The organism is Paenisporosarcina sp. P4_D4 (assembly GCF_056401835.1).
Map to the genome: position 1 here is coordinate 35,770 of NZ_JBFUIO010000013.1, position 13,473 is coordinate 49,242.

Consider the following 13,473-nt stretch of genomic DNA (forward strand, 5'->3'; position numbering starts at 1 on the left):
TATTATATTTGCAATTCACTGAGTCGTGGCATTGCAGTCAATGCACCAGCTTTTGTAGCAGCTAGGGCTCCAAGATGATTGGCAAAAGCCGTACATTCAATAAGGGATTCCATCGTTGTCGGCAAACCATTGAGATGGACATAGCGCAATACGCCTGCCATAAAGGCATCTCCAGCTCCGGTCGTATCGACAGGTACCACTGGTTCTACCGGAACATGCTGGAGTTCTCCATCCAAAACGGCATAAGTCCCTTCCGCACCGGCTGTTATTAAAATGATGGGGATATTCAGCTTGGCGATTGCTGCAAGTCCTTCTTCCATGGTAGTCGTTTCAGTTAAGAACGTTAACTCTTCTTCCGTGAACTTCAACAAATCTGCGTCTTTGAAAAATGAAGAGATTGTTTCGCGGCATTCGGTTTCACTATTCCAGCGTAGCGGGCGGATATTGGCATCAAAAGACAATAAAGCTCCGTGCTTTTTCGCGTATTCTACTGCTTTGCGGGATGTCTCCAATGCCTTCGGTTGAAACAATGTACCAGAACATAAATTTAAAACAGATGCTTTTTCAAATGCCTCTTCTTTCAAATCCTCATCGCCGACTTGAATATGTGGTGCATCGTCAATATATTGATGAAAAATTCGATCATGGTCTTCCGTTAAATGCACATACACTCCACTCACCCGTTTTTCAGGTTCTACTTTGGCAAAGTCCATGATGACTTCTTCAACTTCAAGTTCACCTCGTACAAACTCAGACGTTGCATCATCACCTGTAATGGTAATAAATGCTGAAGGTACGCCAAGCCTAGCAACACCTACTGCTACATTAACGGTAGCCCCTCCCAAAAACATTGAAAATGATGTGTTCGTTGAATCGGTTGCAATATAGTCTACAAAAGCATCCCCGTAAGTGAGGACGTGCGATTTATGTGATTGAGTCATCATCCATCCTCCTTCTATTTAGTAGTATTAGATTACCATGAACGGCGTTGTAGAGGGAACATGTACATTTTGGTATAGTTGAAGGAAGGAGTTGAGTTTCATGACCATACATATTCGAAAAGCAAGACCTGAAGATGCTGAAAAAGCCGTTCCACTCATCATCGATGCGATTGGCGACATTGCCGAGCAAATGACTGGCGAAAAGGATGCCGAAGCAGTGACAGAACAGTTAATCCACTTATTTCAGCAAGAAGACAATCGACATTCCTATTTAAATACGGTAATTGCCGAACAACAAGATGGGATTACTGGAGTGATGGTTCTATATTCAGGAACCGACGCCATTGAAATGGATGCGAATTTAGTAACATGGTTACGCACGAAAACAGGAGAACCAATCGTTATTCCACCAGAGGCACGTAAAGACGAATTTTATATTGATACCGTTTGTGTAAACCCCGATTTCCGTGGGCAGGGCATCGGCAGTATCTTATTGAAGCACGCAGAAGAAGTCGCACGAAAAGAAGGTTTCTCTAAAGCCGCACTTAATGTGGAGTTGGAAAAGGAAGCAGCCATTCGGCTATATGAAAGAATCGGTTATCATATTGCTGAACCGTGGGAAATCTATGGCGGTGCCTTTCATCACATGGTGAAACCTCTTTAGGACAAACCATTCTCTAAAAAAACGCCCGGCCTTTTGTAGGCTGGGCGTGATTTTGTTACTGGGCTTTTGAATGAGTGCAATGATTTCATAATAATAAGAAGAAACTCTATTTTTATAGAATATTTTCTTTCCACTTTATCCGATACTTAAACAAAAGCAGTGTAACATATAAATTCCCAGTTCTGTCACAGCTGTATAAGCTTTTTTTTGCTACAATGACATCAACGAAACGAAATGAGGCGTATGACAAATGAAACGATTTTTAGCAATTGGATCAATGCTCGCTGTTCTTACTCTTAGTGCTTGTGGAACAAATGACGAACATGAAGGACATAACGCAGCAAAGACAGATGAAGTTCCAGAAATAGTTGAAGTCGATTTAATCGTACCTGAAACAGTTACTGCCGGTGAAAAGGTAGTAATCGCTGCTGCAGTCACACAAGACGGAGAAATTGTGGAAGATGCGAATGAAGTAAAGATTGAGGTCTTGAATTTAACTTCTGGCGAAAAAGAAATGATTGTTGCAACATTAAATGAAGACAAACAGTATGCAATTGACTATACATTTAAGACAAATGGGACGTATGATATTACATCGCATGTAACAGCTCGTGATATGCACATTATGCCTACAAAACAAACAACGGTGACCGGTGGCGAAGAAACGTCAAGCAAAGCGACCGACACTTCGACTGAAGGAAAAGCTCATGGCGGCGATAGCCATCATAGTCACGGTGCAACGATTGATTTCGCAGACGGTTCTGCGACTGTTGGTGAAGCGGTAATGTTAATTGCCAATGTTTCTCTATCGGATGCGCCTCTTGAAGGAGCACGCGTACGATATGAAATTTCACGTAGTGATGACGACCACCACACTTGGCTCGAAGCCCCTGAAAAAGGCGCAGGCGTGTACCAGACAGAATTCACCTTTACAGAGTCTGGAACTTACGAAATTCAAGTTCATGTAACTAAAGGCGACGATGTGCACGACCATGTGGTAAAAACGTATACAGTGAAATAAGATAGACGCAATCCTGTAAATGGATTGCGTTTTTTTTTACAATGAGGCTATCTTAAAGAAATTTATCTCGCTTTATTCAACTAAAGAAAGCTTTTCTTGAATATCAGCGAGACACTATCATGGCTCTATTTTCTTTTTGAACAATAACTGAGCCAACAAAAAAGAGGAGCGCCAATCTGGCCTCCTCTTTCCTTCTTTCTCTAAGGACTGCATGGAACGCCCTTTTGTGATAGAAGAGCTTGATGTTTTCGGTCTACTATTTCTTAGCTGGTTTAATGGCGAATGTAACCGCTACAAACAACGCAAAGCTTAAGAGTAATGTACTTCCACCCACAATGTAGAAAATCAATGAGAATGTTTCAGGTATTCCAAGAGGTTGCATAAATTGAAGCCACATTCCTACTGTTAATCCGATAGCTCCTAAAATGGCTGACCATGCATGAACGACGACCAATTTCGGATATTTCACTTCAAACAACTTGTAGAATACACCCCAACTAAATACGGATAACCAACCCACCAGCAAAATATGTGCATGAATCGGCTTGAATGCGTACGACCCCGCTCCCGCCATATGCGAGCCGATATAGGCGCCAATAATCCCAAAAATTGCGGCAATCCGGATTAAACGAATACTCCATTTTTCTTGCATATTATTTCTACCTTTCTTCTTTTAAGATGAGTTCATCTTACCACACGAAGATGAACATAACGTGAACTTGGTATTACAGTTTTGGAAGAATGATTTGAATGGTGGTTCCTTTATCAATCTCACTATTGATTGACACTGCTCCTTTGTGACGTTTCACGACCTCACTGACAATTGCCAGTCCAAGCCCTGTACCTTCCTTAGCTCGAGTCCGGGAGAGATCGGCTCGGTAAAACCGGTCAAAAGCTTTTTCTGCTTGTTCATCGGTCAATCCAATCCCTGAATCTTCTATTGTAATAGCAACTTCCTTCTCCAACTCAAATCCTTTAATGTGAATGAATCCATTTAAACGGTTGTATTTTACTGCATTGGTGATGATGTTTTCCCATACTTGCATCAATAATTCCGGATTTCCGTGTGTAAGCAGGGGTGGCATATCTATCCGAACATCCAGCTCCAACTCTTCAAAACGCCATTCATTTTGACGAATGGACCTTTCAATTTGCTCTTTAATAGAAACCCTCTTATAAGTGGGTTGATACGATTGATGATCTAGTGAAGTTAAATACAACAGCTGCTTTGTTAATGCTGACAATCTCCTACTCTCTAACTCCACGATTTCAGCATATTGAAGTCGTTCATCTTTCGGACAAGATGGATTTGCAAGTAACTGCGCATATCCTTGGATGTTCTGTAAGGGTGACTGGAAATCATGTGAGACATGACTTATAAAATCTTTTCGTACTTGATCATTCTCTTTCAAACGAGTGGCCATGATTTGAAAACTTGCAGCCAGCTGTCCGATTTCATCCCTACTTGAAACAGCAATGGGCTCATCAAAGCGTTCATTCGCTATTTTATTCGTTGCTTCTGTTAACAAGGTGATGGGTTGAATCATCTTTCTCGCGACAATTATCATCGCAAGTAAACTAAACACGGTCATGGATGTAGCCAGCCCACCCAGCAGAAGGTGTACTTCCGTAAATAACATTTTGATATTTGGGCGAATAAACAGTGCATGATTCTCCCCTTCATAAACAAATGGAACGCCGACTGTATTGGTCAATTGATTTGAAAAGAAGCCGGTAACAAATGTTTCTTTCGGAAAATCTCTCATGCCGTGATAAATTTCGCCTTCAAGTACCCCTTCTTTTACTTTTGCAGGCAAAGTTGATTCACGAAATGGACCACCATGAAAATCAGCTTCACCCGCTTCATTTACAACGTACAATTGGTATCCGACATCACCAAATACCTCGATTGATTCAGTTAAAGGGACGCTTGGATTGCGTTCAATGAAAGCTGCCATGTCTTGTGCAATCCCAACATTTTTGGCGTCATTTTGTTCTTTTAATTGTTGATGGTAATACGTATTGACCAATAAAAACCCAAGGGTGGCACTTCCAACCATGATGGCGACTGTCACAAGGAGAAACTTGCTATACAAAGATCTCATGTTTGAGCCTCCAACTTATAGCCAACCCCACGTACTGTGCCAATCTTCACATCTGAGACAAATCCCTCCAAGCGTTGCCGTAATCGTTTTATATGTACACTCAATGTCTGTTCATCACCTTCATAATCGTATCCCCAAACTTGCTCCATCAGTACACTTCGTGTAAATACAGTGCCTGGATTGGATGCGAGCAAAGCAAGCAATTCAAATTCTTTTAAGGGCAGCCACTTTGTTTCAACTCCATTTGAAATATCGAGTCGCTTTCGATTAATCACAAGTGACCCAACCTGCATGCGTATTTCATTTGGCTTGGCGCTCCTTCTTAACACAGCCCCTATGCGGAAAAGGAGTTCCTGCGGTTCAAACGGTTTAACGACGTAGTCATCAGAACCTGCAAGAAATCCTTTTTCTTTATCTTCAAGCAAATTTTTGGCTGTTACCAATATAACGGGAATATCAAATTCATCCCGAATCTTTTTTGTTAACGCGAAACCATCCATGCCGGGCATCATCACGTCAACGACAACCACATGTGGCCACACTCGTGGAATTAACGTAAGTGCACTCTCTGCATCCAGTGCTTTTTCTACTTTATATCTCGCTTTGCTTAAATGGATACTCATAAGCGCTAAAATATTTGGATCATCATCTACCAATAATATGGTTCGCATTTACTCAACCCCTTCATCGCTTCCCAATCGAAGCTTTCGTACTTCTGCAATCAGCAGCCCTGACAATAAAATCACGACGGTGGTCAAGTAGAACCAAAGCACCAGCACGATAATCCCTGACAGTTGACCATACAGTCGCTTGTAATTGACATTCGCCACGTAGTCGGCAAAAAGAATCGAAACGACTTGCCAACCAACTGCCGACAATAAAGCACCAGGCCATACATCACGGAAAGTGAGTCTTTTGTTTGGTACGATTTTATAGAAAAGCAGGAAAAACAGGAACAAAAATACAGACCCAAGCCCCCACTTAACTGCTGGCCAAATATAAATCCACCCTTGCCAGTGATCGATTGTACCCGCTTTTGATACCACCCAGTGCAATCCACTTTCGATGAATGGTAAAAACAATGATAACGGTATAAGTGTCATAAACAAAAGGGTTATGCCAAGATCTCGAAGCAGTCCTTTCCAATAAGGAAGTGTACTTTTAATTCCATTCGCTTCATTCAATGCACGGGCAAGCGCCTGCACAGCCATAGATGAAACCCAGAACGCAGCCAGCAAACTGAGGGACAGTACGCGTCCTTTGTCTGCAGCCAGGATATTTGTCACATTGTCTTCTATTAAATTGAACGATTCACCAGGAGCAAACGGTCTCAAGAAATTTAAAATCTGTTGCTCATCTACCGGAAAGAAGCTAATTAATGACAGGATAAATAGTAAGAAAGGAAATACCGATAAAAGCAGATAATAAGCGGTTTGCGCAGCTTCATCGAAAAATCGCTCCGAAAAAAACCGCATAAATATACGTGTAACGAGCTTCATCTATGGTTCCTCCAAGCTTGTTCTACTGTCATTGTGACCGAAACATATGGATTTAAGCAAGAAAAAACCCCATACAAAGTGTAAGGGGATAAAATGTACGTTTTGACGGACCATTTTATATAAATGACCATGACCCTTTAAGTATAATCTTCTACACAACAAAAAAGACCGACAGCTTAATGTCGGTCTTTCAAATTGATAATCATCGATGATCGCAAAATTCACGGGTTCGTCTTTACTTCAATCATAATCGGACTTTTCACGAGTTGGAATGACTCTAAGTCACGCATGACTTGTGACACTTCAGTAACTGTAATCTTTTCACTCCGCATGTTATGTATCGACTCTTCTTCACGTGTGGAGTGCACAGCAATTTCGTCAATCCATGTATCAGAAATATTTAATTCTCGAAGTGAAGTAGGCAAGCCCAGTTTATGATAAAACGGCAGTAATCGCTCCACTTCGCTTTCTTTTTGTTCAAGAAGCAGTTGAACCAAAATGCCGTATGCTACTTTATTTCCATGAAGCGCCTCGTGTGACTCCGGTGCAATGGTCATTCCGTTATGAATGGAGTGGGCACCCGCAATACGACCAAATTTGTCACCAAATCCACCAACCATGCCGCCTAACATAATAATGGATTCAACTACTTTTTTAAATGACTCTGACACTTGGGCTTCTTTCGCGTCAGCAATGGCTTCTTCTGCATGAGCAAACATTTCTTCAGCACACAGCCGAGCTGTATGATGAGCGACTTTCAGCGCAACCGGGGGATGGGTTAATCGCCGAATTTGTACGTCTGCCTCATACCACTTGGCTAGCGTGTCGCCGATACCTGCAATCAAAAGTGGAGCTGGGGCTTTCACTAAAATTCGCGGCTCGACGAGAAGAATGTCAACACTCATGGGGTACACATCGTAATGTGTCATAACCCCTTCATCCGAATAAATAACGCTTAGTGGTGTCCACGGTGCGCAGTTTGAAGCAAGCGTTGGAATTAACACTGACTTCGTTCTACTAGCGCTAGCAGCCGCTTTCACCACGTCCAATACTTTTCCGCCGCCTACTCCAATAATGGCATCCACACCATCAGTTTGTGCCAACGTAGACACTCTATTAATTTCAGTGAGTGAACACTCGCCTTTATAGAAGGTATGTGATACCTGAATGCTTTTTAGATTTGGAAAGTAATAGCGCGCTGCATTCCATGATTTCACACCTGAAACAATAAGTACTCGCTGAATGCTTCTTAGCTGTAACTTCTCTTCTAATTCATTCAGTACACCACTTTTACAAACATATTCAGCTGGTGCACCCCGCACTATGATGTCTTCCACAAAAACCCTTCTCTCTTAACGGTTTTTCATCCACTCTGGCTTGCCGAAACCTACGAATTCCGCATCGATGATTTCCTCGAATTCTGGTGCTTCCACGACTTCAATTAAATCTTTCGCTAATTGTGAGTCTTTGTTTGCTGTCGTTACAGTAACTAAGTTGCGGTATCGGTCCGGCATGTTCTCAAGCAAAATCGCATCCAGCAGGTTCATTTCCGCTGCCAAAGCAAAGTTACCAGGTACAGCTGCTAAGTCCGCACTGTCCACTGCACGTGGAAGTTGGCCAGCTTCAATTGGTTGGAACACCAAGTTCTTCGAATTTGATTTAATGTCCTTTTCAGACGCCTTCAATGGTTCTGCATTAGGGTCTAATTCAATTAATCCATGGTCTTGCAAGATTAATAATGTACGAGCTGCATTCACCGGGTCATTCGGAATGGCAATGGTTGCTCCATCCTTGATCTCTTCAACAGATTTGAACTTGTTGGAGTAAATACCCATTGGTGCTGTCGGCACTGCAATTAAGCCTGTCAATTCCATATCATTTTCTTTTGAGAAGTTTTCCAAGTAAATCGAGTGTTGGAAAAGATTTGCGTCAATATCTCCATTGTCCAACGCAATATTCGGTTGAATATAGTCACTGAATTCAACGATTTTCACTTTGTATCCTTTCTCTTCAAGAGCGGGTTTGATTGCCTTATTGAGCATGTCGCTATATGGACCTGCTGATCCGCCTAATGTCACTGATTTGTCATTGTCCGCATTACCTTTTGACTCTTTGTCGCTTCCTCCACATGCAGCAAGTGCTGCTGTCATTAAGACTAGAATGAACATAAATAAAACTTTTTTCATCTCTATTTCTCTCCCTTTTTATCGTTTATCTATTGCTTTTGACGTCCAGTCACCCAGCTGCTGAATGACTTGAACGAGAACAATTAAAATGACAACTGTCACCATCATGATTGTTTCATCGTAACGGTAATATCCGAAGCGAATGGCTAAGTCTCCAATACCGCCGCCTCCAACCACACCCGCCATGGCGGAGTATGCTACTAAACTAATGATGGTCATCGTAATGCCTTGCACGATGCTGGTTTTTGCTTCAGGCAATAATACATCCTTGATGATCATCCAAGGTGTCGCGCCAACTGCAATGGCTGCTTCAATCACCCCTTTATCAATTTCACGAAGAGACGTTTCCACAATTCTGGCGAAGAAAGGAATTGCGGCAACTGACAATGATACACTTGCAGCTGCTGGACCAATCGTTGAGTCTACCAGTAATTTGGTTAAAGGAATAAGAGCTACCAACAAAATGATAAATGGAATGGAACGCACCATATTGACAATAAAACCGAGTGTTCCTTTAACAAATCGATTTTCTAAAAATAAACCTCGGTCTGTAACAAAAAGCACAATCCCCAATGGTAAGCCAATAATGATTGCGACTGTTAATGAAACCCCAATCATATACATCGATTGCCCGAATGCATTCAGGATGTCTGGCCACATTTCAATTACATGCGGTATATCAATTCCCATTACGTACCACCTCCACTTGCGCCCCACGTCCTTCCATATACGTGATGGCTCTTGTTATATTTTCTGGTTGTCCCTGAATTTCCATCAAAAACAAACCGAGTGGTATTTCCTGAATGTATTCAATCGCGCCATGCAAGAAATTTCCTCGTACATCAAAATTCTGAATCATATCCGAGATGACACCTTCTCCCGCCACATTGCCTTTAAATAGCACTTTCACAATACGCCCAGTGACTTGATCCAAAATGGATTGGGGTACTTCGAATGAGACGACGCTACTGATGAACTCTTTCGTCAATTCTGCTTTTGGATTGGAGAAAATATCGTAGACCGTTCCCTCTTCAACCACCCGTCCATCTTGCATGATGGCCATGCGATCACATATTTCTTTTACCACATTCATTTCGTGTGTGATCAACACAATGGTGATGTTCAATTCGCGATTGATTTTTTTGAGCAAGCGCAGAATAGATAAGGTCGTATTCGGGTCAAGCGCTGAAGTTGCTTCGTCACACAGCAGGACGGAAGGATTGTTTGCCAGTGCACGAGCAATTCCGACACGCTGCTTCTGTCCACCGCTTAATTGGGCCGGATAAACATCTTTCTTATCTGTCAAACCAACCATTTCTAGTAACTCCAAAACGCGGGTCTCCATTTTTTCACTTGGTGTATTAGCTGCCTTTAATGCGAAGGCAATATTCTGAGCAACTGTTTTTTGACTGATTAAGTAAAAGTGTTGAAAGATCATGCCGATTTTCAAGCGGGCTTTACGTAATTTTTCTCCTTTTAATTTTGTGAGGTCCAGTCCATTCACTTCAATTTGTCCGCTTGTTGGCCGTTCAAGTAGATTGATGCACCGCAATAATGAGCTTTTGCCTGCACCTGAGTATCCGACAATACCGAACACTTCCCCTTCATTGATGGTGAGATTTACGCGATCAACACCTATAACCGTTCCTTTTTTCGTTATGTACTCTTTAGATAAATCATTAATTTTTATCATCACAAGCTCCTTTTTGCCAAATAAAAAATGCCCCTTTCATCATGAAAGAGGCACCGAAAAATGGATTTTTGGTTATCTTTCAGAATGAAATCATTCTGTAGGAATTGGCACCTTCCCAGCTCGTGCTGGGGGTTGCCGGACGTCATAGGGCCTATCCCTCGGTCTCTCTTGATAAATTTCCATATGTAGTTGTTTGGTTGTTTTGTTGCTGAAGTAAATCTTACGATGTTTTTATACACGTGTCAAACACTTTTTGAAAATTATTTTCATTTTTCAAACAAAGGTTCATATAGCGAAGGTCTGCGATCCTCGTATACCGGTATGCGAGTACGTACCTCTTCAACTTCTGAAAAATCAACATCAATGATTGCGTACTCTTCATCATCAGCTCCAGTCCATAACACTTTCCCCCAAGGTGCAATGATCATGGATTGGCCATTGAACTGATTGTTCGGATCGTTCCCAGTTCGATTGACGGCGATGACAAAACATTGATTTTCGATTGCACGGGCTTGAAGCAAGATTCTCCAATGATCAATACGAGTTTCAGGCCATTGTGCTGGTAAGAAGAGCACTTTCGCTCCGGCTAATGCATGTGACCTTAACCATTCAGGAAACCTTAGGTCATAACATATGACCCCTCCTGCTTGAATAGAACCTAATGAAAATACATTTGATTGATTTCCTGCTTTTAAGTATAGATGTTCATCCATGAGACGGAACAAATGCGCTTTATCATATTCGGACACTAGGTTACCCTCATTCGAATAGATGTACATTGTGTTGTAGAAGCTGTCTCCTTTTTTCGTAGAAACCGACCCTCCTACGATATGGACATGATATGTACGGGCCAGCTCGGAAAGAAATTCTTTTGTTCGTTGCCCTTCGACGTCTGCAAGATGTTCTAACTCCGTTAATGCATAAGCAGTATTCCACATTTCAGGTAATACAACGAGCTCTGCACCCTCACTTGCGACCTTTTTTATGTACTTTTGAACGTTGTAAAAATTTTTTTCAGGCTCGGCAAACGCTACGTCGAGCTGAATGCATGCGATTTTCATGGGTACACCCCCTGTAGACAAGATACACAAAAGATTATAAGATTTGGCTGATGATTGCAACTATTTCAGAAAATGAGGAAAAACCATGGAACTTTCTAAGAAGCTTCAACAATTACCACCACAATTCTTTGCTTCACTTGTTCAAAAAGTAGGAGCTGCAGTAGCACAGGGTCGCGATGTGATCAATTTAGGTCAAGGAAATCCTGACCAACCAACACCTCCACACATCGTAAAAGCCTTACAAGAAGCTGCAGAAAATCCCCTTACACATAAATATTCGCCATTTCGTGGAATTGGCGAATTGAAGGAAGCTGCAGCAGACTTTTATAAAAGAGAATACAATGTTGAGATTGACCCAACTACAGAAGTTGCGGTTTTATTCGGAACGAAGATTGGACTTGTGGAGTTGCCGATTGCTGTACTGAATCCTGGAGATTTGATGTTACTGCCTGACCCAGGTTATCCGGATTATTTATCTGGAGTCGTCATGGCTGACGTTCAATATGAAACATTGCCACTAGTCGCCGAAAACAACTTTTTACCTGATTACAATATGCTTTCTCAAGACACGAAAGAACGCGCAAAACTCATGTATCTTAACTATCCAAATAATCCAACTGGAGCAACGGCAGACCTTGAATTCTTCAACCAAACCGTCGAGTTCGCAAAAGAAAATGGAATTGCTGTATCACACGATTTCGCCTATGGAGCCATTGGATTTGACGGTGTTAAACCGGTAAGTTTCCTACAAGCTGAAGGAGCTAAGGAAATAGGAATTGAGATGTATACGTTATCTAAAACCTACAACATGGCAGGATGGCGTGTCGGTTTTGCAGTTGGTAACAAAGAGATGATTGAAGCCCTGAACCTGATTCAAGACCATTTATTCGTCAGCCTTTTCCCTGCAATACAGCATGCTGCAGTCGCTGCTTTGAATGAAAATCAATTATGCGTTTCCTCATTGGTCGAGCGCTACGAAAACCGTCGCAATACCTTTATCAACGCATGTAAACGGATTGGTTGGGAAGTAGAAGCCCCTACAGGCTCATTCTTTGCTTGGTTACCCGTTCCAAAAGGATATACCAGCCAAGAATTTACAGACAAACTTTTAAATGAAGCAGACGTAGCCGTAGCCCCAGGAAATGGCTTCGGTGAATTTGGAGAAGGCTATATTCGGGTTGGGTTATTAGTTGATGAGCCACGATTGGAAGAAGCGGTAGATCGGATCGGTAAGCTGGCTATCTTTTGAGAAAGTGGTGACAATGAATGAGTGAATCTATTAATTTCAAGAGCTTGACCCCTTTAAGCCCAGCGAAAGATATCGAAACCGCCATAACTTTCTATGAACAAAAGCTGGGTTTCACTCCAAACGGCTATGGCGGTGTCTACCGTGGAAATATTGAAATTCTTTTTTACCAAACGGATGATACTCATTTAGGCGAATGGACAAGCTTCCGCATCCAAGTCGATGCAATTGAATCTCAGTATCGTGAATATGAAAAACAACAGGTAATTCATCAAAATGGATCTTTAGAAGTCAAGCCTTGGGGGACTAAGGAGTTCTCCATTATTGATCCAGATGGTGTGTGCATTACTTTTTTTGAACGCTTTTAAAACATTTGGAAAGAACAGACGAATTAAATTACTATCGTGAACACCTTTCATTTGATGATGGGTGTTTTCGTTGTTCTTTTGCAAAGTGTTTAATTTAAGCATTTGGAAATTCTTCGCTCCTCGTACACCTTCGTACTAAGCTTAAAAAACAACACAAAAAAACCGATACCTCGGAAGGTATCGGTTTCTTATTTTGCCTAGTGACGTCCTACTCTCACAGGGGGCGCCCCCAACTACCATCGGCGCTAGGCTGCGAAAGACGATGAACGGCAGATTTCTTCGTCAACCGCAGGTCTTCGAGTCTCGCGTATATTATACGCTCCGAGTCTCATCCCTTTGTTTCCTCGAACTCTTTGTTCCTCCTCTTTCTCACACACCTTCGTACTAATCTTAAAATACAATACAAAAAAACCGATACCTCGGAAGGTATCGGTTTCTTATTTGCCTAGCGACGTCCTACTCTCACAGGGGGAAACCCCCAACTACCATCGGCGCTAAAGAGCTTAACTTCCGTGTTCGGTATGGGAACGGGTGTGACCTCTTTGCCATTATCACTAGACTATTTGAGTGTTTGTTCACTCAAAACTGGATAAACGGGTCATTGAAAACCATTCAAATTCATTTTGGTTAAGTCCTCGATCGATTAGTATTCGTCAGCTGCACACGTCACCGCGCTTCCACCTCGAACC

General features: G+C 42.0%; 14 protein-coding genes, 1 rRNA gene and 1 riboswitch. Of the genes, 4 read left to right on the forward strand and 11 right to left on the reverse strand.

Translation table 11 applies throughout. From position 1 onward, the window contains the following. Positions 1-2 precede the first annotated feature (2 nt). Positions 3-941, reverse strand: coding sequence for a carbohydrate kinase family protein (locus tag AC1DSL_RS05795; protein WP_477531520.1), 939 nt, complete (start codon positions 939-941; stop codon positions 3-5). 100 nt (positions 942-1,041) lie between these two features. On the opposite strand from AC1DSL_RS05795, the gene AC1DSL_RS05800 reads away from it, so the two are divergent. Next, positions 1,042-1,605, forward strand: a complete 564-nt coding sequence (locus AC1DSL_RS05800; RefSeq protein ID WP_477531508.1) for a GNAT family N-acetyltransferase — start codon at positions 1,042-1,044, stop codon at positions 1,603-1,605. Positions 1,606-1,855: 250 nt separating this feature from the next. Further along, on the forward strand, positions 1,856-2,626 hold the full coding sequence (locus AC1DSL_RS05805; protein WP_477531509.1) for a FixH family protein: 771 nt from the start codon (positions 1,856-1,858) through the stop codon (positions 2,624-2,626). A 256-nt stretch (positions 2,627-2,882) separates the two neighbouring features. Here the strand turns inward: AC1DSL_RS05805 and AC1DSL_RS05810 are convergent, their stop codons facing one another. The 9 genes from AC1DSL_RS05810 to AC1DSL_RS05850 all read right to left on the reverse strand — a co-directional run bounded on the left by AC1DSL_RS05810 (position 2,883) and on the right by AC1DSL_RS05850 (position 11,170). Then, positions 2,883-3,278 (reverse strand): hypothetical protein, encoded by a 396-nt coding sequence (locus AC1DSL_RS05810; protein ID WP_342542638.1) that lies wholly within the window; start codon positions 3,276-3,278, stop codon positions 2,883-2,885. A gap of 73 nt (positions 3,279-3,351) precedes the next feature. Next, the gene (locus AC1DSL_RS05815; protein ID WP_477531510.1) at positions 3,352-4,731 is read right to left on the reverse strand and encodes a sensor histidine kinase; all 1,380 of its coding nucleotides are present in this window, start codon (positions 4,729-4,731) and stop codon (positions 3,352-3,354) included. Next, positions 4,728-5,402 (reverse strand): response regulator transcription factor, encoded by a 675-nt coding sequence (locus AC1DSL_RS05820; RefSeq protein WP_016429778.1) that lies wholly within the window; start codon positions 5,400-5,402, stop codon positions 4,728-4,730. The genes AC1DSL_RS05815 and AC1DSL_RS05820 overlap by 4 nt, the downstream gene beginning before the upstream one ends. Then, positions 5,403-6,230 carry a YihY/virulence factor BrkB family protein gene (locus AC1DSL_RS05825; RefSeq protein WP_016429777.1) on the reverse strand — a complete coding sequence of 276 codons (828 nt, stop codon included), beginning with the start codon at positions 6,228-6,230 and terminating at the stop codon, positions 5,403-5,405. A 221-nt stretch (positions 6,231-6,451) separates the two neighbouring features. Continuing rightward, positions 6,452-7,567 carry an iron-containing alcohol dehydrogenase family protein gene (locus AC1DSL_RS05830; RefSeq protein WP_477531511.1) on the reverse strand — a complete coding sequence of 372 codons (1,116 nt, stop codon included), beginning with the start codon at positions 7,565-7,567 and terminating at the stop codon, positions 6,452-6,454. A gap of 15 nt (positions 7,568-7,582) precedes the next feature. Continuing rightward, complete coding sequence (locus tag AC1DSL_RS05835) at positions 7,583-8,416, reverse strand: MetQ/NlpA family ABC transporter substrate-binding protein (RefSeq protein ID WP_477531512.1); 834 nt, start codon at positions 8,414-8,416, stop codon at positions 7,583-7,585. Positions 8,417-8,434: 18 nt separating this feature from the next. Continuing rightward, the gene (locus AC1DSL_RS05840; protein ID WP_477531513.1) at positions 8,435-9,106 is read right to left on the reverse strand and encodes a methionine ABC transporter permease; all 672 of its coding nucleotides are present in this window, start codon (positions 9,104-9,106) and stop codon (positions 8,435-8,437) included. Beyond that, positions 9,096-10,109, reverse strand: a complete 1,014-nt coding sequence (locus tag AC1DSL_RS05845; RefSeq protein ID WP_477531514.1) for a methionine ABC transporter ATP-binding protein — start codon at positions 10,107-10,109, stop codon at positions 9,096-9,098. Before AC1DSL_RS05845 ends, AC1DSL_RS05840 begins: the two co-directional genes overlap by 11 nt. Positions 10,110-10,178: 69 nt before the next feature. Further along, positions 10,179-10,287: riboswitch (SAM riboswitch) on the reverse strand. Positions 10,288-10,375: 88 nt separating this feature from the next. Then, positions 10,376-11,170 (reverse strand): carbon-nitrogen family hydrolase, encoded by a 795-nt coding sequence (locus AC1DSL_RS05850; protein ID WP_477531515.1) that lies wholly within the window; start codon positions 11,168-11,170, stop codon positions 10,376-10,378. Between the two features lie 85 nt (positions 11,171-11,255). Between AC1DSL_RS05850 and AC1DSL_RS05855 the strand changes: the two genes are divergently transcribed. Together AC1DSL_RS05855 and AC1DSL_RS05860 are read left to right on the forward strand one after the other, a co-directional pair. Further along, positions 11,256-12,419 (forward strand): aminotransferase class I/II-fold pyridoxal phosphate-dependent enzyme, encoded by a 1,164-nt coding sequence (locus AC1DSL_RS05855; protein ID WP_477531516.1) that lies wholly within the window; start codon positions 11,256-11,258, stop codon positions 12,417-12,419. A 17-nt stretch (positions 12,420-12,436) separates the two neighbouring features. Next, on the forward strand, positions 12,437-12,784 hold the full coding sequence (locus tag AC1DSL_RS05860; protein WP_477531517.1) for a VOC family protein: 348 nt from the start codon (positions 12,437-12,439) through the stop codon (positions 12,782-12,784). Positions 12,785-13,227: 443 nt separating this feature from the next. Here AC1DSL_RS05860 and rrf read toward each other — a convergent pair. Continuing rightward, positions 13,228-13,343, reverse strand: a 5S ribosomal RNA gene (gene rrf / locus AC1DSL_RS05865). Positions 13,344-13,473: the final 130 nt, after the last annotated feature.